The sequence below is a fragment of the Bacillus sp. SRB_8 genome (assembly GCF_003264205.1).
Lineage (GTDB): Bacteria > Bacillota > Bacilli > Bacillales > Bacillaceae_G > Bacillus_A > Bacillus_A mycoides.
In genome coordinates this window covers 207,986-227,609 of record NZ_NADT01000018.1, presented here as the reverse complement: position 1 = coordinate 227,609, position 19,624 = coordinate 207,986, and the positions used below count along the sequence as shown (strand labels likewise).

Here is a 19,624-nt window from a genome sequence, read left to right as displayed (position 1 = left end):
AAGAAAAGTTTGAACTAACAAACCGTTCTAATGTATAAAAGTATGCAATTAAATTAAGGATGAAATACTTATTAAAATTAGGTGTATGGAAGCTAAGGAAAGAGGGAGAAAGTTGCAAATTGATGATTTTCAAATGATGGTTGTGTTAGCTCAGGAATCAAATATGAGAAAAGCGGCGGAACGTTTATTTGTTTCCCAACCTGCGCTTAGTCAACGATTACAATCTATGGAGAAACAATGGGGAATGAAATTTTTTATTCGTTCACAAAAAGGATTAACAATTACACCTGAAGGGGAAAAAGTTGCAAATTATGCAAAAGAAATGTTACAACGGGAAGAGGGTATTAAAAGTGAACTGGCTCTTTTTAGAACCGAAACATACGGTACGTTAAAAATAGCTGTTGCATCAGTCATTGGGCAATATTGGCTTCCACCTGTTTTGAAAAAATTTGTGCATAAGTATCCTTCTGTGAAGATATCTCTGTTTACTGGCTGGAGTAGTGAAGTGCAAAAGCAATTTTATGAAGGAGACGTTCATGTTGCTATACTGAGAGGATCACAAGAATACAAAGGGCAGAAACAACAATTATTTGAAGATGAATTATATTTAGTTGATAAAGAAATAAAAGATATTTCGATGTTAAAAGAGACAAATAGACCATTTATTCAATTTAAAAGTGATTCGACCTACTATGGACAAATACAAAATTGGTGGTATGGATTATTTTCAAATCCACCTAAGCGAACGATTGTAGTTGACCAAATTGAAACGTGCAAACAGCTTGTTTTAAATGGAATAGGTTATGCTCTTTTACCTTCGACTGTTTTAAAAGAAGTGCAGGAAAATATGTATAAAACACCTGTTCAATTAACGAGAGAAACATGGTTATTGACGAGTGACTCGGCAAGGCAGTTGAAGCAAGTACAAGCATTTTTAGAAATTATAGAAGAAATTCAAATGGGAAAATAAGATTATTGTCTTGCTACTCGCTCTATCGTTTGGTAGAGTAACATTATAAATGGATTTAGGAGGCAACAAGAATGAAAATGATGGACGCTAACGAAATTATTTCGTTTATTCAAAACAGTGAAAAGAAAACTCCTGTAAAGGTATACATAAAAGGGGATTTAAAAGAGGTAACATTCCCTGAAACAGTACAAGCATTTGTAAATAAAAAATCTGGTGTATTATTCGGAGAATGGTCTGAAATTAAGACAATTCTTGATGAAAATAGCAAGCACATTGTTGACTATGTAGTTGAGAATGACCGTCGTAATTCTGCAATTCCAATGCTTGATTTAAAAGGTATTAAAGCTCGTATTGAGCCAGGCGCGATTATTCGTGACCATGTAGAAATTGGTGACAACGCTGTTATCATGATGAATGCAACAATTAACATCGGTGCTGTAATTGGTGAAGGTACTATGATCGACATGAACGCAGTGCTTGGTGGACGTGCAACAGTTGGTAAGAACTGTCACGTAGGTGCAGGTGCTGTACTTGCCGGTGTTATTGAGCCACCTTCTGCAAAACCAGTTATCGTTGAAGATGATGTTGTAATTGGTGCAAATGTAGTTGTTCTAGAAGGCGTTACAGTAGGTAAAGGTGCAGTTGTAGCAGCAGGAGCTGTTGTAACAGAAGATGTGCCTCCATATACAGTTGTTGCGGGAACTCCGGCACGTGTAATTAAAGAAATTGATGAGAAGACAAAAGCAAAAACTGAAATTAAACAAGAGCTTCGTCAATTAAACCCAGAGAAATAAAAAATAAAAAGCGTAAGAGCATGAATGTGCTCTTACGCTTTTTATAGATAGAGGTGCAAAAATGACAGTAAGCAAATTTGTCCAAGTTCGTAGAGATTTACATAAAATTCCGGAGATTGGATTTAAAGAGTGGAAAACACAACAGTATATTTTAGATTATATAGGAACGCTTCCTAATGAATATTTGGAAGTGAAAACATGGAAAACAGGTGTAATTGTTAAAGTAAATGGAAAAAATCCAGAAAAAATAATAGGTTATCGTGCAGATATAGACGGTCTACCAATTACAGAGGAAACTGGATATGAATTCTCTTCTGTCCATGAAGGAATGATGCATGCATGTGGACATGATTTGCATGCAACAATCGGTTTAGGACTTCTAACAGCGGCTGTAAGCGAAAGAATAGATGATGATCTTGTGTTTATATTCCAACCAGCTGAAGAAGGTCCAGGTGGTGCACTTCCTATGTTAGAAAGCGATGAGTTAAAAGAATGGAAGCCTAATATGATTCTTGGACTTCATATTGCGCCTGAATACTCTGTGGGAACAATCGCGACAAAAGAAGGTTTATTATTTGCGAATACATCAGAGCTATACGTTGATTTAAAAGGAAAAGGTGGACATGCTGCATATCCGCATACAGCAAATGATATGATTGTTGCAGCGAGTCATCTCGTTACACAACTTCAATCAGTTATTAGTCGTAATGTGAACCCTCTTGACAGTGCGGTAATTACAATTGGGAAAATTACAGGTGGTACAGTTCAAAACATTATCGCAGAAAAGTCTCGTTTAGAAGGAACAATTCGAACGCTATCAGTGGAATCAATGAAACGTGTTAAAAGCCGAATTGAGGCAATTGTTGCGGGAATAGAAGCTTCTTTTCAATGTGAAGCTGTTATTGACTACGGAGCGATGTATCATCAAGTGTATAACCATGAGGAGCTAACGAGAGAGTTTATGCAATTTACACGTGAACAAACGACTATGGACGTAATTACGTGTACGGAGGCAATGACAGGTGAAGACTTTGGTTATATGCTTCGAGAGATACCTGGATTTATGTTTTGGCTTGGAGTAAATTCAGAATATGGTTTACATCATGCGAAATTAAAACCAGACGAAGAGGTTATTGAGAAAGCAATTGTATTTTTAAATCAATATGTGAAGTGGAAGGGAAATAGAAAGTGAACTTACTCGCTAATTGTGCAATAGTTTAGAGTGGGGACTTCTTAGTTCAGAGACGAAAACATCTTTCGTATTCGTTAGTGTTAGACATCTTCATACAAATGAGTAAAGTTAAATTTGACGTCTTAATAATGAGCAGGGGGTTTTTAGCCACTGCTCATTATTAATTATTGCTAATAGGGAAGATAATTATTTAACTACCCTATTATATGTTTACTTTTAGTATGAAAAGTGTGTAAAATCAATGTGATACATAGAAAAAAGGGTGGGGAATTACGTGCAAATTAGCAGTGCGATTTTATGTTTCGTCTTATATGCATATGTTATTATTGCGGCGGTTTATTTTGGGATAAGTTTTTACGCCTATCGTTTAGCAAATAATAGTGAATATGAAGAAACATACAAATGGGTGAAAAGATATTTGTCACCTGTACTAGAAATTATGAATGGATTTGTTCTTTTTTTATTTATTGGATTAATTGCTTTCTCAACGAGTTTAGTAGGGAATAAGACTACGTTATTTGTACTAGGTATCATTATTTTTATGCTATTAGGAATTCGGATTGGTAATACGGTGTTTTGGAACGAAAGGAAAATAGATGGTTGGACAGGGATGTTTATTCCATGTATGTTAGCTGCAATTGTGACGAATATAGAACATGAATATTATCAATTACATTTTTGGCTTATCATTGTTTTAACAATCCTCTCTGTTTTGTATATAAGTACTGTCGTGCTAACATACATCGCAAATGAAAAAGGAGATGCAAAAGGTGCGCACTTCTTTAGAGGGCGTGCATTATTATGGAGTGTGCCGACGATGGCAGTTATAGGAATTATTGCGATATTAGTAAATGGATATCAATTTACTAATTGGCAATTGTTTTTAGAAACTTGGTGGATCTTCATTGTTTCGCTTGTAGCTTTTTTAGGCGCAACACATTATTTATTCCATCAACATCATTACATATTGGCACTGTTATTCGCATTTACACAACTTTTATTTGCTTTTTTCGGACAAGAAACGCTATTGTTCGTTTTTGAAACATTTAGTTCATTTGGAAATATATTTGTATTTGGTATGTTAATTTTCGGTATCGCGTTTTATTTACAACAGTATTTTTATATGCAAAAACAAAAATAAGAAGTATATACAGGTTTTTGTAGCGAATTTAAAGTATGTTACAATAAAAGTACATAGTATTTGATGTTATTGGAGGAATTCCTGTGGGCGAAAAAGAGAAAGAATTTGCTGTTATTGGGCTTGGCCGTTTTGGTGGAAGTATTTGCCGTGAATTAGCTCAATTAGGTATGGAAGTAATGGCAATTGACTCAGATGAGGATAAAATTAATGAGTTTGCAAATATAGCTTCGCATGCTGTAATTGCAGATTCAACAGATGAGATGGTATTAAAAAGTCTTGGTATTCGTAATTTTGATCATGTAGTCGTTGCTATTGGAGATAATTTGAATTCAAGTATTTTAACAACGTTAATTTTGAAAGAATTAGGTGTGAAAAATATTACTGTAAAAGCTCAAAATGACTATCATGAAAAAGTGTTAAGTAAAATAGGGGCAGATCATATTGTGCATCCAGAACGAGATATGGGAAAAAGGATTGCTAATAATATCGCATCAAGTAATGTGTTAGATTATCTAGAGCTTTCAGATGAGCATAGTATTGTAGAGATTATCGCAAATAAAAAAATTGATGGGCACTCTTTAATTGAATTAGATATTCGTGCGAAGTTTGGTTTGAACATTGTAGCAATTAAACGTGGAAAAGAAGTTATCGTATCTCCTCGAGCTACAGAAAATGTTCAGGCGGGAGATATATTAATTGTAATTGGTCATGACGATGAAGTAGATCGTTTTAAGCATTTTTTAAGATAAGAGAAAAGGACAATGCCGAGGAGGCATTGTCCTTTTTCTTATATTTCCATAATGATTGGTAAAATCATTGGACGACGTTTCGTTTTTTCGTATAGGAATGGTGCTAATGTGTCTGTAATCTCATTTTTAATTTCAGACCATTGTGTTGTTTTTCGCTCCATTACTTTTTCTAAATGTGTTGTAATTAATGTTTGAGCATCGTTGATTAAATCGCTGCTTTCACGCATATAAACGAAACCACGCGAGATGATATCAGGTCCTGCTGCAACTTTAAATTCTTTCATATCAATGCTTACAACTACAATAACAAGTCCTTCTTCAGAAAGAATGCGACGATCACGTAATACGATATTACCGATATCTCCAATACCATTTCCATCGATATAGACAGAGCCAGATGGGATTTTCCCAGCTACGCTTGCTTCATCAGAACGTAAAGCAAGAACATCTCCATTATCCATAATGAAACAATTTTCTTCTGGAATACCACAATCATTCGCTAATTTCATATGCATACGTTGCATACGATATTCACCATGAATTGGCATGAAATATTTCGGCTTAATAAGACGTAGCATTAACTTTTGTTCTTCTTGTCCACCGTGTCCACTCGTATGAATATTTGAGAGTTTACCATGGATTACATCAGCGCCAGCGCGGTACAACATGTTAATTGTACGACTTACACTAATTGTATTGCCTGGGATTGGTGAAGAAGAGAAAACAACTGTATCGCCAGGGATAATTTGAATTTGACGATGTGTACCATTGGCAATACGTGAAAGTGCTGCCATCGGTTCCCCTTGACTACCTGTACATAACATAACAACTTTATTAGCCGGTAGGCGGTTTAGCTGAGATGTGTCTATGAATGTATCCTTTGGACACCGGATATAACCAAGGTTTTGTCCGATTTCAATAGCCGCTTCCATACTTCGACCGAATACAGCTACTTTACGATTGTTTTCAACAGCAGCCTCAACAACTTGTTGTAAGCGATGGATATTCGATGCAAAGGTTGCGAATATAATACGACCGTCTACTTTGCGGAATATATCTTGAATACTATCACCAACGCGGCGCTCAGACATCGTAAAGTTTGGCACTTCACTGTTTGTACTATCAGATAAGAGACAAAGTACACCGTCTTTTCCGATTTCGGCCATTTTTGTTAAATCTGCTGGCTCACCTACTGGTGTGAAATCAAATTTGAAATCACCTGTATGAACGACTTGTCCTTGAGGTGTTTTCACAACAACTCCGTATGAATCCGGAATACTGTGAGTTGTACGGAAGAAGGAAACAGATGTCTTTTTAAATTTAATAACATCATCTTCTTGAATTTCATAAAGTTTTGCTTTACGAAGTAATCCGTGCTCTTCTAATTTGTTTTTTATTAGGGCAATTGCTAATTTTCCGCCGTAAATTGGAATGTTTACTTGACGTAATAGATAAGGAATTCCACCGATATGATCTTCGTGACCATGTGTAATGAATAACCCTTTAATTTTATCTTCGTTTCGCACAAAATAAGTGTAATCTGGTATTACATAATCGATCCCGAGGAGTTCGTCTTCTGGAAATTTAATTCCAGCATCAATTATAATAATTTCATCTTGAAATTGAACAGCATATGTATTTTTACCGATTTCACCAAGACCACCGAGGGCAAAAACGGCAGCTTGATCATTTTTTAGGAATTTCATATGACTATACGATCTCCGCTAATATTAAATCAGCGTTTTGTTTTTCATATTCAAGATGAGCACCAGTAACAGACTGAACGAACTCGATATTATATGCGAACTTATTTAATTTTTTACGAACATCCTTTTGAGACGTAGCCTCTAAATATAAAACTTTTGTATTTTCACGTACTGGGACCTCAGTTAATTTTTCTTGATAAAATACTTTAAAAATCATTGGGAAAACCTCTCCTTGTCTATGTTTTGCATTATCTGTTACTTATTATAAAGCAAACAGTCACGATTTTCATGTTTTTTCGAATGAGAATGAAGAAAAAGCCCGAAATGGGCACAATTTAAGCGATTGTCTTCTTACGGACTAAATCGTTTAAATAACGCTTGAGCTTTTTCTTCAGCTTCTTCAGCATGATTACTCCTTCCTTTCCTTATTTAAAACATGCATATTACTAATGATAACTCTGTCTCCCATACAAGAAAGAAGATTAGAAGTGAATAGTGAATCTTGTTCTTTTTAGTATAGTGTAAGTTATCTTGTAGTAACGATTAGTAGCCGTTAGTTATAGATATAGTATGAGGAAGAATAGAAAAGAAAATTCATTCGAACAAGTATCCACATTTTTTCACTAATAGTATATGCACATTTCATAAATAAGGTCAGAAAGTGAACGCTTTCTTCACAGATGTTTAATATGTTATACTTTTTTTGAAATTTGAAAAGTGATAATCAAAATAGGAATATAGAGTGCCAGAAAGGATTTTGACAAATGAATGATAAAATTGTCTTTTTTGATATTGATGGAACATTATTAGATCATGATAAGAAAATTCCGCAATCTACAAGAGATGCAGTAAGAGATTTACAAGAAAAAGGTGTGCATGTAGCGATTGCGACAGGGCGTGCGCCATTTATGTTTGAAGATATTCGTGAGGAACTCAATATACATAATTATGTTAGTTTTAACGGGCAGTATGTTGTATTTGAGGATGAGGTATTATTTAATAATCCATTACATCCTGATGCTCTACATAAGTTTACTCAGTTTGCAAAACAAGAAGGATATCCACTTGTATATCTTGACCATCAAGAAATGAGAGCGTCAGTGGAATATCATGATTATGTAAAAGAAGGTTTTGGAAGCTTACAATTCGATCATCCGGCATATGAACCTGATTTTTATGAGAAACGCGATATTTATCAAACGCTTCTTTTTTGTGAAGTAAACGAAGAAGAAAAGTTTATTCATCATTATCCAGATTTTCATTTTATACGCTGGCATGCATATTCAATGGATATTATCCCTAATGGTGGTTCTAAGGCAAAAGGGATTGAGAAGTTTATTGAGAAAATAGGATTTAATCGTGAACAAGTATATGCATTTGGGGACGGATTAAATGATTTAGAAATGATTGAAGCAGTAGGAACGGGCATTGTGATGGGGAATGGTCATGAGGATTTGAAAAAACTTGCTAATTATGTGACAAAAGATGTTAATGAAGACGGTATTTATCACGGATTAAAGTGGGCTGGCTTGTTATAAGTAAGTGTGGAACCCATTTCATATAATAAAAAGGCGGAAGGTTAACTTCCGCCTTTTTATTATTATCGCTCGAGAGGTTTTGAATCATCGGGAGCCACAAATGGATTGTCTTTATTAATATGGTCATAGAACATAACACCGTTTAAATGGTCGATTTCATGTTGGAATACAATTGCTGGTAAACCTTTTAATCGCAGTTTTACGTCTTCACCGTTAATCGTTGTTGCCTTTACTGTAATTCTCGTGTAACGAGGGACATAACCAGGTACTTCACGGTCTACAGATAGACAGCCTTCACCATTTTGTAAATATGTACGTTCAACAGAATGACTAATGATTTTTGGGTTAAATAATGCGTAGCTATATAACGTATCGTTCGTATCAGTTACATGAACCGCAATCATTTTCTTTGAAATACCGATTTGCGGAGCCGCTAATCCGATTCCGGGGCGTAAATTATATTTTTCAGCCATTTCAGGGTCCTGGCTATTTATTACAAATTCAATCATTTCTTTAAGAGTATTTGTATCTTCCTCGCTAGCAGGTAAGGAGACCTCTTCTGCGACGTCGCGCAAAATAGGATTTCCTTCACGAATTACCTCATTCATTGTAAGCATATGTAATCTCTCCTTTCTCCTTTAGTCTACCAAAGGAGATAAAAAAAGTCATCGACAAGTAAGGAAGAGCTACTTGGAAACAAATCTTCTACAGATAAGTTATGTAATAAAAAGAAAAGACGGCAAAGCCGTCTGTTTCTTTCCATAGTTGTTTCATTTTACATTAATTAGCGAATGCAAGCAGCACCAACGATAATTAAAAGGATAAACAACACAACGATTAAGGCGAAGCCGCTTCCAGATCCGCCACAAGAACCGCCATAACCGTAGGAAGGATATGAACAAGTTGTTGGATAGCAATATGAGTATCCGTACATGAGATGACCTCCTTTATCATTTCCCGCTAATACTGCGGTTACTATAATGTATGGAGGAATGATCAGAAATGTATAGGTATTTACCTATAAAAGGAAGAAGTGTTTGTATAATTTTCTTGAGAAGAGAGAAAAACTAAGGAGAATTAAATCGTTTACATATTATTCTAAGAGAAAAAATAAGTTAAAAAGGGAATAATATAACAGCAGGTTATTGCTTACTAATACAGATGTGAAAAATAAAAACACGTTTGTGTAGAGGAAACCGGCATATTATTTATAAAAAAACGTATTCAAAGTAATTGACATCGTAATTAGAATAGTTGTAAACTAAAAAACGTGATCAAGATTGTATTAATATGTTTTTGAAAAAACATTAGTACAGATTGTTAGGTACACAAAATTATTCTCAACCGACAAACAAATTTGTTGGTTTACATTGTTGCGCTTTCAGTCTAGCTAATAGATAGTGAAAGCGTTTCAGAATATGGTTCAAGAGAGGAAGAGGTGAACGGAATGGGTACTAAAACAAAAAAGACCCTATTTAATGTTGATGAGCAAATGAAAGCTATCGCAGCTCAATTTGAAACATTACAAATTTTAAATGAAAAAGGCGAAGTTGTGAATGAAGCAGCTATGCCTGAATTATCTGATGATCAATTAAAAGAATTAATGCGCCGTATGGTGTATACTCGCGTACTAGATCAACGTTCTATTTCTTTAAACCGTCAAGGACGTTTAGGTTTCTACGCACCAACTGCTGGACAAGAGGCTTCTCAATTAGCAAGTCATTTCGCACTTGAAGCAGAAGATTTCATCTTACCAGGATATCGTGACGTTCCACAATTAGTGTGGCACGGTCTACCATTATACCAAGCATTCTTATTCTCTCGTGGACATTTCATGGGTAACCAAATGCCTGAGAATGTAAATGCACTTGCTCCACAAATCATTATCGGTGCGCAAATCATCCAAACTGCTGGTGTTGCGTTAGGTATGAAATTACGTGGTAAAAAATCTGTTGCAATTACTTACACTGGTGACGGTGGTGCTTCACAAGGTGACTTCTACGAAGGTATGAACTTTGCGGGTGCATTCAAAGCTCCAGCAATCTTCGTTGTACAAAACAACCGTTATGCAATCTCTACTCCAGTAGAAAAGCAATCTGCAGCTAAAACTGTAGCACAAAAAGCAGTAGCAGCAGGTATTTACGGAATTCAAGTAGACGGTATGGATCCATTAGCTGTATACGCAGCAACTGCTTTCGCTCGTGAGCGCGCAGTAAATGGCGAAGGTCCTACTTTAATCGAGACTTTAACATTCCGTTATGGTCCACATACAATGGCTGGTGATGACCCAACTCGTTACCGTACAAAAGATATCGAAAACGAATGGGAACAAAAAGATCCAATCGTACGCTTCCGTGCATTCTTAGAAAACAAAGGCCTATGGTCTCAAGAAGTTGAAGAGAAAGTTATCGAAGAAGCAAAAGAAGATATCAAACAAGCAATTGCTAAGGCTGACCAAGCTCCAAAACAAAAAGTTACTGATTTAATGGAAATCATGTACGAAAAAATGCCTTACAACTTAGCTGAACAATATGAAATTTACAAAGAAAAGGAGTCGAAGTAAGCCATGGCTCAAATGACAATGATTCAAGCAATCACTGATGCTTTACGCGTTGAAATGAAAAATGATCCTAACGTACTTGTGTTTGGTGAAGACGTTGGTGTAAACGGCGGAGTATTCCGTGCTACTGAAGGTTTACAAGCTGAATTCGGTGAAGATCGTGTAATGGATACTCCACTTGCAGAGTCTGGTATTGGTGGACTTGCAGTTGGACTTGCACTTGAAGGCTTCCGTCCAGTTCCAGAAATCCAATTCTTCGGTTTCATTTTTGAAGTAATGGATTCAGTTTCTGGTCAATTAGCTCGTATGCGTTACCGTTCTGGTGGACGTTGGACTGCTCCAGTAACAATTCGTTCTCCATTCGGTGGTGGTGTTCATACTCCTGAACTACATGCTGATAGCTTAGAAGGATTAGTGGCACAACAACCTGGTCTAAAAGTTGTTATTCCATCTACTCCATACGATGCAAAAGGTCTTTTAATCTCTGCGATTCGTGACAACGATCCAGTTATCTACTTAGAGCATATGAAATTGTACCGTTCATTCCGTCAAGATGTACCAGAAGGTGATTACACAATTGATTTAGGCAAAGCTGACATCAAACGTGAAGGTACAGATGTATCTGTTATCGCTTATGGTGCTATGGTTCATGCTGCATTAAAAGCTGCTGAAGAACTTGAAAAAGAAGGTATCTCTTTAGAGGTTGTTGACTTACGTACAGTTCAACCATTAGATATCGAAACAATCATCGCTTCTGTTGAAAAAACAGGCCGCGTAGTTGTAGTTCAAGAAGCTCAAAAACAAGCTGGTATTGCAGCTAACGTTGTAGCGGAAATTAACGACCGTGCAATCTTAAACTTAGAAGCTCCAGTTGTACGTGTTGCAGCTGCTGATACAGTATTCCCATTCTCTCAAGCTGAGAGCGTATGGTTACCAAACCATAAAGATATTGTTGAAGCTGTTAACAAAGTAATGAACTTCTAATTTTTAGTTTTTCATGTGCAAAAGAAATCAGCACATGCTGGTTTCTTTTGTACATATTCCATAATAATGAAATGAATCAGGGGGCTGAATTCCGTGGCATTTGAATTTAAACTACCAGATATCGGTGAAGGTATCCACGAAGGTGAAATCGTAAAATGGTTTATTAAACCAGGCGATGAAGTAAATGAAGACGATGTACTTCTTGAAGTGCAAAATGATAAAGCAGTAGTAGAAATCCCTTCTCCTGTTAAAGGTAAAGTACTTGAAGTACTTGTAGAAGAAGGAACAGTTGCAATTGTAGGAGATACATTAATTAAATTTGATGCTCCTGGATACGAAAACCTTAAATTTAAAGGTGACGATCATGATGAAGCTCCAAAAGCTGAAGAAGCAGCAGTAGAAGCTCCAGCAGCGGAAACTACTCCAGCAGCAACTGCAGAAGTAGTAAATGAGCGTGTAATCGCTATGCCATCTGTTCGTAAATATGCTCGTGAAAAAGGTGTAGATATTCATAAAGTAGCTGGTTCTGGTAAGAACGGCCGTGTTGTGAAAACTGACATCGATGCATTTGCAAATGGTGGACAAACTGTAGCAGCAACTGAGGCTCCAGCAGCAGTAGAAGCTACTCCAGCAGCAGCAGCGAAAGAAGAAGCACCAAAAGCACAACCAATCCCAGCTGGTGAATATCCAGAAACTCGTGAGAAAATGAGTGGTATCCGTAAAGCGATTGCGAAAGCAATGGTTAACTCTAAGCATACAGCTCCTCACGTAACATTAATGGATGAAGTAGATGTAACAGAACTTGTTGCTCACCGTAAGAAGTTCAAAGCTGTTGCAGCTGACAAAGGTATTAAATTAACTTACCTTCCATACGTTGTAAAAGCTTTAACATCTGCATTACGTGAATTCCCAATGTTGAATACTGCTTTAGACGATGCTTCTCAAGAAATCGTTCATAAACATTACTTCAACATCGGTATCGCAGCTGATACAGACAAAGGTCTATTAGTACCAGTTGTTAAAGATACAGATCGTAAATCTATCTTTACTATCTCTAACGAGATCAATGAACTTGCTGGTAAAGCACGTGATGGTCGTTTAGCTCCAACTGAAATGAAAGGTGCTTCTTGCACAATTACAAACATTGGTTCTGCAGGTGGACAATGGTTCACTCCAGTTATCAATCACCCAGAAGTAGCAATCCTTGGTATTGGCCGTATCGCTGAGAAACCAGTTGTGAAAAACGGTGAAATCGTTGCAGCTCCAGTATTAGCATTATCTCTAAGCTTTGACCATCGTTTAATTGACGGCGCAACTGCTCAAAAAGCATTAAACCAAATTAAACGTCTATTGAATGACCCACAATTATTAGTAATGGAGGCGTAATAACAATGGTAGTAGGAGATTTCCCAATTGAATTAGATACAGTCGTTGTTGGTGCAGGTCCTGGTGGATACGTTGCGGCAATTCGTGCAGCACAATTAGGTCAAAAGGTAGCGATTATTGAAAAATCTAACCTTGGTGGCGTATGCTTAAACGTTGGATGTATTCCTTCAAAAGCGTTAATCAATGCAGGTCATCGTTATGAGAATGCAATGCATTCTGATGACATGGGTATCACTGCAGAGAACGTAAAAGTTGACTTTACAAAAGTTCAAGAATGGAAAAACGGCGTAGTTAAGAAATTAACTGGCGGTGTTGAAGGCCTTCTTAAAGGTAACAAAGTTGAAATCATTCGCGGTGAAGCTTACTTCGTAGATGCTAACACATTACGCGTAATGACTGAAGATGCAGCACAAACTTATACGTTTAAAAATGCTGTTCTTGCAACTGGTTCTACACCAATCGAAATTCCAGGATTCAAATACTCTAAACGTGTTATCAACTCTACAGGCGCTTTAAGCTTACCTGAAATTCCTAAAAAACTTGTTGTAATCGGCGGCGGTTACATCGGTATGGAATTAGGTACTGCATATGCTAACTTCGGTACAGAAGTTACTGTAGTAGAAGCTGGCGACGAAATCTTAGCTGGTTTCGAAAAAGCTATGAGCTCTGTTGTTAAACGTGCTCTACAGAAAAAAGGTAACGTAAATATCCATACAAAAGCTATGGCTAAAGGCGTTGAAGAAACAGAAACTGGCGTAAAAGTTAGCTTTGAAGTTAACGGTGAAATCCAAACTGTAGAAGCAGATTACGTATTAGTAACTGTAGGTCGTCGTCCAAACACTCAAGAAATCGGTCTTGAGCAAGTTGGAATTAAAATGACTGACCGTGGCATTATCGAAATTGATGAGCAATGCCGTACAAATATTTCAAACATCTATGCAATCGGTGATATCGTTCCTGGACCACCATTAGCTCACAAAGCTTCTTACGAAGGTAAAGTAGCTGTTGAAGTAATTAGTGGCCATGCATCAGCAATCGATTACATCGGAATTCCTGCAGTATGCTTCACTGATCCAGAATTAGCATCTGTTGGTTACACTAAGAAACAAGCTGAAGAAGCAGGAATGACAGTAGCTGTATCTAAGTTCCCATTCGCTGCAAACGGTCGTGCGTTATCATTAAACAGCACTGACGGTTTCTTACAACTTGTAACGCGTAAAGAAGATGGTCTTCTTGTAGGTGCACAAGTTGCAGGTGCAGGTGCTTCTGATATTATCTCTGAGATTGGTTTAGCTATCGAAGCTGGAATGACAGCTGAAGATATCGCTCAAACAATCCATGCTCACCCAACATTAGGTGAAATCACAATGGAAGCAGCTGAAGTTGCTCTTGGAATGCCAATTCACATTGTAAAATAATTTAAGTAATGTAAATACCCCATCTCTTATTTAAAGAGATGGGGTATTTTTATTTTCATAAAATGACTTGCAAGGTCTTTATATGTACTTGTCGAATGAATATATAATACTTTAAATGAACCGTTAGCATATATGCCGTTATATAATATGTAATTGATTCAAACTTAATCCCATATATTAATAAAATAGAGCATGTCAAAGGAGAAGGTTCCATGAGAATATTACATGTTATATTTTATCATTTTCTATTATGGAGTGGTTTTTCCATTGTATTAACATTATCGAATGGTGATAAGTTTCATTATAAAGTAATTCTCTTTTTCGTATTTCTTTATTTGGCATATGTGATTGCATGTTTTGTATTACACGTAAGAAAGCAGGCATTATTCCTTACGTGTTCAAATTGCATACTTTTTTTAATCATATTCTCTATTTTTTAAATTAACGTTTATAGAAATACATTGTTCTTCCATTAAATAGTTGTAACTCTCCTTCTAATTTCTTCGCTAGAAAACGGCTAAATTCATTTGCTTTTCCTTTATCACCAAATGTTGCTGTAGTAGGCAAAGAAACCTGAATAAAAGATTGTTCCTTTTCTATTCCAATCCCAACATAAATAGAATCATATCGATCGTGACTCGATTGGAGTTTTAATGTTGTTGCTGATGTATCTAATATTTCATAAGGAAAAGCTGTATTTGTATAAGCATAATTAATTTGATCACCAGTCTTGGAAGTAACGGTTTTATAGTTATGAAAAAGGTGTTTAACATCTTCTATTGAAACAGATTGTTGATTGGATTTAGGTACAAGTGTGATAAAGGCGTGTTGCATACAAATTCCCCCTTAGCTTAGTAGAATAATATCATTCTACATCCTACTGAATTTTTTGACAATTAAAAGGAGTATTACTTTTTTTGTTTAATATATTAATGAGTAGGAAGTGTTATTTAGAAAGGTGGAAACTCATGTTTGAAAAATTGTATGATGAGCATGAAAGTGTGAAGGTACGATTTTTAGGATTTATGACGCATGATACATGTTATGATTTTGGAGTTATTTATACAAATATGTTTTTTGGAAAGCCACTTATTGTTTGTATGCAAACAGGGAGATCTACTTTGCTTGGGAGAGATGATGTAGAAAATGTTCCATATATACAGGAAACTTTTAAGTTAGGATCGGAAGAGGAGGCGGAGGAGTTAGCTCAGTTTTTTAAATTTCTTGTTCCGTCTACTTCTTTGCATGCGAAGTATGAAGAATAATTAACAAGAAACAGTCGTACGTATGAGATATGGCTGTTTTTTTGTGTTAATATCGCATACTAATTTAATTTTAAAATATTTAATGTGTTATACTAAAAACCTATTGACGTAAAAAGTATAACATATTAAAATAAAGACAGAAAGTTAAGCGGTTACAAAAGTTTTTGGGATTATAAACTTAGGGGGAAATGAAAAATGGGAACAATCGTATGTCAAGATTGTGAAGGTACAATTGCACACTTCGAGGATGAGAAAGTAACGGTACTTTACGGGAAATGTGGATCTTGCGGATGTGATCACACAGAACATACAAAAGCCCAATAATTGATAGGAAATTGACAGCTAAAAGTTTTTAGGACCATAAACTTAGGGGGAAATGAAAAATGGGAACAATCGTATGCCAAGTTTGTGAAGGAACAATCGGACATTTTGAAGATGAGAAAACGACAGTACTTTATGGGAAATGTGGTTCCAATTGTGACTGTGCTAGTAGAGAAAATGCGAAAGCTTAATCATATATAAGTAGATTATTCTTTAAACTCAGGGGGAAATGAAAATGGGAACAATCGTATGCCAAGTTTGTGAAGGAACAATCGCACATTTTGAAGATGAAAAATCAACAGTACTTTATGGGAAATGTGGATCTCATTGCGAATGTGACCATACAGAACATACAAAAGCTTAATAATTAAGAAAAAACGCCTACACATGTAGGCGTTTTTTTAATAGATTGTAGTTGTATGCCCGACTGTTGCAACAATTGCATCATCTCTAATAGGAATAAATCCTATTGATGTTTGTGGCGTGTTAGGAGGGGCATATTGACTCATCATACGGCTATCAATACGAGTAATAAAATCGGTTAAATAAGCTGAAATAAAAGCATAAGGGATCCTTCGTTCATTTAATGAATAAATAATTTCCTCTTTCGTTTTTACGCCTACGCCATGTCCGTAAAAAAAGAAGTTTCCTAGATAGATTGTATTTTCTCCTTGCCACTCAATCGTAGCTGGATTAACTTGTGGGTTTTTAAAGTAAACGAGGTCACCTGGAACGATATCGCCACTCGTTTTTGTTATGAGCTTTAAGTCGCGATCGTAGTCCCATGTATAAAGTAAGAGGTTTGCGAATAGACGGTTGAAAGTTTTTTCCTCATATAATGATAGTAATGCTTTGTAAAAAATGATAATCATTGCGGTGGCACATTCAGTTCCATATAGTTTTCCGTTTTTAAAAATATCTTGGATGGCAATGGAAGGGGCTATGTTTGGAAGTAGTTGAAATCCGCCAAGTGATGTTCTTTCCCAAAACTGAGGATTGCAAAAAGATTGTTGAAACGTACGAAACTGAAATCCACTTTGAAAAAGTTCTAGCGCGGAAGTAATAATATTAACTCGTAAATTAAGATCAAAGCTGAGTTCATCGGCTGTTCGGAAGGAATAAACTTCTTGATTTCCCGCCATTATGGATAAAATCTGTTGTTTTTCAGCTGCAAATGGCTCATATTCATTTGTGATATAAGGGTGTACAATAGAACGGCCTATCACAATCATAATGGTATCCCCACCTATACGTTACAGATTTCGCGATACGGGAAAGCCTATATTGGACTTTAGACATAGGATGAAAGTATCGCTTTTTCATAGAAAAACATTTATCCCGCTATTTGCGGGCAGTAAGAATTCCACCTCAAAATTCGGCTGGAGCCCTGCTACCCGTAAACGCCCGATTGGTGAAGGCTAATAATCAGTGGGGATGAACAAAACCCCACTGATTAAAGTTTCACTTTATATTTTGGTAGACTTTAACTACAGACAAGTACAAGTCTTTAAAACGCCAATGTGTTCTTTGAAAAAAGATAGCATAGGGAGTTCGATAGCCGAATTCAAGCTATCGGTAAAATGATATGTGTCGTCAAGAACAAGACGCTAAAACACCTGAACACGAATCTGTACGGTATGGTATAAGTACCGTAGCTCACGAACCTATACGATTTGTTGTGAGAGTGGTGATGGCACACCGCAATCTTGCACGTCAGCGATACCAGAAATGGACTTCGCCTTAGGTAGCAAGAATCCCACTGATGTTAGTCAGCTTGCCCCATTAGGGTGGGAATGTCAAATTCTTTAGTATCGTATGAAAAAAAGAGAAAAAAGGTGAAAGAAAAGCCTATCAACTGATAGGCTTGTACTCTTTAATAACACGTAATGTTTGTAATGTCATATCTTCAGGACCTTGTACAGGTAACCCAGCTTCTAAATTTTTAAGAATATACTCTAAGTTATCTTGTGTAATAATTTCCCCCGGAGTAAAGATTGGAATCCCTGGCGGATAAACCATAACAAAATCAGCTATAATACGACCTGCTGCGTTTTCAAATGGAATGACTTCTGTTTCTGAATAAAAAGCATCTCTAGGAGAAAGTGCTAGCACAGGTATTTCAGGTATTTCTACTTGTACTTGAACACCTTTGTCTGCTCTATTTCTATATGTTGCTGCTAAATCTTGTAATGCTGTAATAAGTGTATCTGTTTCACTTTCTGTATCTCCAAATGTGATAAGACAAAGTATGTTATATAAATCAGAGAGTTCTACTTCAATGTTGTAATGTTCTCTAAGCCATACTTCAGCCTGATGGCCTGTAATACCTAAATCTTTTACAGATACAATTATCTTTGTAGGATCATAGTTAAAAGTAGCATCTGTTCCTAGCATTTCTTTTCCAGGACAATAAAGATGCTCAATAACATTTATAGCATCACGAACATGCTCAGCTAATTGTATTGTTTGTTCTATGAGAGCTGTTCCTTCTGTAGCAAGACGTTTTCTAGCAACATCAAGGGATGCTAACAAAATGTAAGAAGTTGATGTAGTCGTAAGCATGCTAATAATGGATTGGACATGCTTTACGTTCACAAGACCTTCTTTTACATTAAGAATAGAGCTTTGGGTTAAAGACCCACCTAATTTGTGAACACTTGTTGCTGCCATATCTGCACCTGCTTGCATAGCTGATATTGGTAGTTCATCATGAAAATGGATATGAACACCGTGAGCCTCATCAACAAGTACAGGAATATCGTAAGAATGAGCTAATTCTACAATCTGCTCTAAATCTGCAGCAAACCCAAAATATGTTGGATTTATAACAAGTAAGCCTTTCGCATCTGAGTGCTCTTCAAGAGCCTTTTTGACAGATTGAATTGTGATCCCATGTGAAATACCGAGCTTCGGATCAATCTCAGGATGCATGAAAATTGGTTTTGCACCTGAGAAAATAATAGCTGACATTACTGATTTATGCACATTCCGTGGCACGAGGATTTTATCCCCAGGACCGCACACGCTCATCACCATTGTCATAATTGCACCACTTGTACCTTGAATAGAAAAGAACGTATGATCTGCACCGAAAGCAGCGGCTGCTAAATCCTGTGCTTCTTTAATCATACCTTTTGGATGATGTAAATCATCGAGCGGCGCAATATTAATTAAATCAATTGCTAATGCATTATGCCCAATAAATTCGCGAAATGTAGGATCCATGCCCTGTCCTTTTTTATGACCAGGAATATGGAATTGAACTGGATTTCGCTTACTGTGCTCAACTAAAGCGGTAAACAATGGTGTTTCGTATTGGGACAATCTATACACCCCTTCTTCTTCGTAATATTTATTAGAGTTTGTTTTATATGATTTCATCTCATTCTAAAAGGAAATTAAGATGACAAACTTTTAGAACTTGACTTGTTTTTCTGCCATTCGCAAAAGCCTTTTTGGGGATGGTAGTCTCACTTTATTCTCTATAAAACAAAAGCATTATATCACCAATAATTATAGATGTATAGAAAAATCGCATTTTCAAGGTGAGTATGTTTAATAGTTATATTTTAAATACTGCAAAGAGGAAGACAATTCCAT

At 36.3% G+C, this 19,624-nt stretch carries 22 protein-coding genes; 15 read left to right on the top strand and 7 right to left on the bottom strand.

The features are described from left to right. Positions 1-85: 85 nt before the first annotated feature. The 5 genes from B5P40_RS11145 (at position 86) to B5P40_RS11125 (ending at position 4,846) form a co-directional block, all read left to right on the top strand. Positions 86-970: a transcriptional regulator CcpC gene (locus tag B5P40_RS11145; RefSeq protein WP_003191095.1), complete on the top strand. Its 885-nt coding sequence runs from the start codon at positions 86-88 to the stop codon at positions 968-970. Positions 971-1,041: 71 nt separating this feature from the next. Beyond that, positions 1,042-1,764 carry a 2,3,4,5-tetrahydropyridine-2,6-dicarboxylate N-acetyltransferase gene (gene dapD / locus B5P40_RS11140; RefSeq protein ID WP_002128886.1) on the top strand — a complete coding sequence of 241 codons (723 nt, stop codon included), beginning with the start codon at positions 1,042-1,044 and terminating at the stop codon, positions 1,762-1,764. Between the two features lie 61 nt (positions 1,765-1,825). After that, the gene (locus B5P40_RS11135) at positions 1,826-2,956 is read left to right on the top strand and encodes an N-acetyldiaminopimelate deacetylase (RefSeq protein ID WP_002033831.1); all 1,131 of its coding nucleotides are present in this window, start codon (positions 1,826-1,828) and stop codon (positions 2,954-2,956) included. A 274-nt stretch (positions 2,957-3,230) separates the two neighbouring features. Next, positions 3,231-4,097: a hypothetical protein gene (locus tag B5P40_RS11130; protein ID WP_002014843.1), complete on the top strand. Its 867-nt coding sequence runs from the start codon at positions 3,231-3,233 to the stop codon at positions 4,095-4,097. An 83-nt stretch (positions 4,098-4,180) separates the two neighbouring features. Continuing rightward, entirely contained in the window at positions 4,181-4,846 is a 666-nt protein-coding gene (locus B5P40_RS11125; RefSeq protein WP_000504033.1) for a potassium channel family protein, read from the top strand. A gap of 38 nt (positions 4,847-4,884) precedes the next feature. Here B5P40_RS11125 and rnjA read toward each other — a convergent pair whose 3' ends face one another. Beyond that, complete coding sequence (rnjA, locus tag B5P40_RS11120; protein ID WP_002014844.1) at positions 4,885-6,552, bottom strand: ribonuclease J1; 1,668 nt, start codon at positions 6,550-6,552, stop codon at positions 4,885-4,887. A gap of 4 nt (positions 6,553-6,556) precedes the next feature. After that, complete coding sequence (locus tag B5P40_RS11115) at positions 6,557-6,769, bottom strand: DNA-dependent RNA polymerase subunit epsilon (protein ID WP_000576436.1); 213 nt, start codon at positions 6,767-6,769, stop codon at positions 6,557-6,559. Between the two features lie 547 nt (positions 6,770-7,316). Between B5P40_RS11115 and B5P40_RS11105 the strand changes: the two genes are divergently transcribed. Beyond that, entirely contained in the window at positions 7,317-8,090 is a 774-nt protein-coding gene (locus B5P40_RS11105; RefSeq protein WP_002033835.1) for a Cof-type HAD-IIB family hydrolase, read from the top strand. 62 nt (positions 8,091-8,152) lie between these two features. Here the strand turns inward: B5P40_RS11105 and def are convergent, their stop codons facing one another. Continuing rightward, entirely contained in the window at positions 8,153-8,707 is a 555-nt protein-coding gene (gene def, locus B5P40_RS11100) for a peptide deformylase (protein ID WP_002014846.1), read from the bottom strand. A 167-nt stretch (positions 8,708-8,874) separates the two neighbouring features. Continuing rightward, the gene (locus tag B5P40_RS11095; protein ID WP_002014847.1) at positions 8,875-9,024 is read right to left on the bottom strand and encodes a YjcZ family sporulation protein; all 150 of its coding nucleotides are present in this window, start codon (positions 9,022-9,024) and stop codon (positions 8,875-8,877) included. Positions 9,025-9,537: 513 nt separating this feature from the next. Between B5P40_RS11095 and pdhA the strand changes: the two genes are divergently transcribed. From pdhA to B5P40_RS11070, 5 genes are all read left to right on the top strand, one after another. Beyond that, positions 9,538-10,653 (top strand): pyruvate dehydrogenase E1 component subunit alpha, encoded by a 1,116-nt coding sequence (pdhA, locus tag B5P40_RS11090; RefSeq protein ID WP_000536893.1) that lies wholly within the window; start codon positions 9,538-9,540, stop codon positions 10,651-10,653. A 3-nt stretch (positions 10,654-10,656) separates the two neighbouring features. Continuing rightward, positions 10,657-11,634: a pyruvate dehydrogenase complex E1 component subunit beta gene (pdhB, locus tag B5P40_RS11085; protein WP_002033837.1), complete on the top strand. Its 978-nt coding sequence runs from the start codon at positions 10,657-10,659 to the stop codon at positions 11,632-11,634. Between the two features lie 93 nt (positions 11,635-11,727). Continuing rightward, entirely contained in the window at positions 11,728-13,020 is a 1,293-nt protein-coding gene (gene pdhC / locus B5P40_RS11080; protein WP_002033838.1) for a pyruvate dehydrogenase complex dihydrolipoyllysine-residue acetyltransferase, read from the top strand. 5 nt (positions 13,021-13,025) lie between these two features. Continuing rightward, entirely contained in the window at positions 13,026-14,438 is a 1,413-nt protein-coding gene (gene lpdA, locus B5P40_RS11075; RefSeq protein ID WP_002014851.1) for a dihydrolipoyl dehydrogenase, read from the top strand. Between the two features lie 212 nt (positions 14,439-14,650). Beyond that, complete coding sequence (locus B5P40_RS11070) at positions 14,651-14,878, top strand: hypothetical protein (RefSeq protein WP_002088334.1); 228 nt, start codon at positions 14,651-14,653, stop codon at positions 14,876-14,878. 1 nt (position 14,879) lies between these two features. On the opposite strand, the gene B5P40_RS11065 is transcribed toward B5P40_RS11070, so the two are convergent. Continuing rightward, positions 14,880-15,272, bottom strand: coding sequence for a DUF1885 family protein (locus tag B5P40_RS11065; protein WP_002014853.1), 393 nt, complete (start codon positions 15,270-15,272; stop codon positions 14,880-14,882). Positions 15,273-15,406: 134 nt separating this feature from the next. Here B5P40_RS11065 and B5P40_RS11060 point away from each other — a divergent pair, with 134 nt between their 5' ends. The 4 genes from B5P40_RS11060 (at position 15,407) to B5P40_RS11045 (ending at position 16,388) form a co-directional block, all read left to right on the top strand. After that, the gene (locus B5P40_RS11060; RefSeq protein ID WP_113709246.1) at positions 15,407-15,703 is read left to right on the top strand and encodes a DUF3055 domain-containing protein; all 297 of its coding nucleotides are present in this window, start codon (positions 15,407-15,409) and stop codon (positions 15,701-15,703) included. Between the two features lie 195 nt (positions 15,704-15,898). Next, on the top strand, positions 15,899-16,027 hold the full coding sequence (locus tag B5P40_RS11055) for a GapA-binding peptide SR1P (protein ID WP_000536778.1): 129 nt from the start codon (positions 15,899-15,901) through the stop codon (positions 16,025-16,027). Positions 16,028-16,086: 59 nt separating this feature from the next. Beyond that, on the top strand, positions 16,087-16,215 hold the full coding sequence (locus B5P40_RS11050) for a GapA-binding peptide SR1P (protein WP_002146000.1): 129 nt from the start codon (positions 16,087-16,089) through the stop codon (positions 16,213-16,215). A 44-nt stretch (positions 16,216-16,259) separates the two neighbouring features. After that, entirely contained in the window at positions 16,260-16,388 is a 129-nt protein-coding gene (locus B5P40_RS11045) for a GapA-binding peptide SR1P (RefSeq protein WP_002142969.1), read from the top strand. A gap of 37 nt (positions 16,389-16,425) precedes the next feature. Here B5P40_RS11045 and B5P40_RS11040 read toward each other — a convergent pair whose 3' ends face one another. Further along, positions 16,426-17,256 (bottom strand): protein-glutamine gamma-glutamyltransferase, encoded by an 831-nt coding sequence (locus B5P40_RS11040; protein ID WP_002066931.1) that lies wholly within the window; start codon positions 17,254-17,256, stop codon positions 16,426-16,428. Between the two features lie 619 nt (positions 17,257-17,875). Further along, positions 17,876-19,348, bottom strand: a complete 1,473-nt coding sequence (speA, locus tag B5P40_RS11030) for an arginine decarboxylase (RefSeq protein ID WP_002142966.1) — start codon at positions 19,346-19,348, stop codon at positions 17,876-17,878. Between the last annotated feature and the right edge of the window lie 276 nt (positions 19,349-19,624).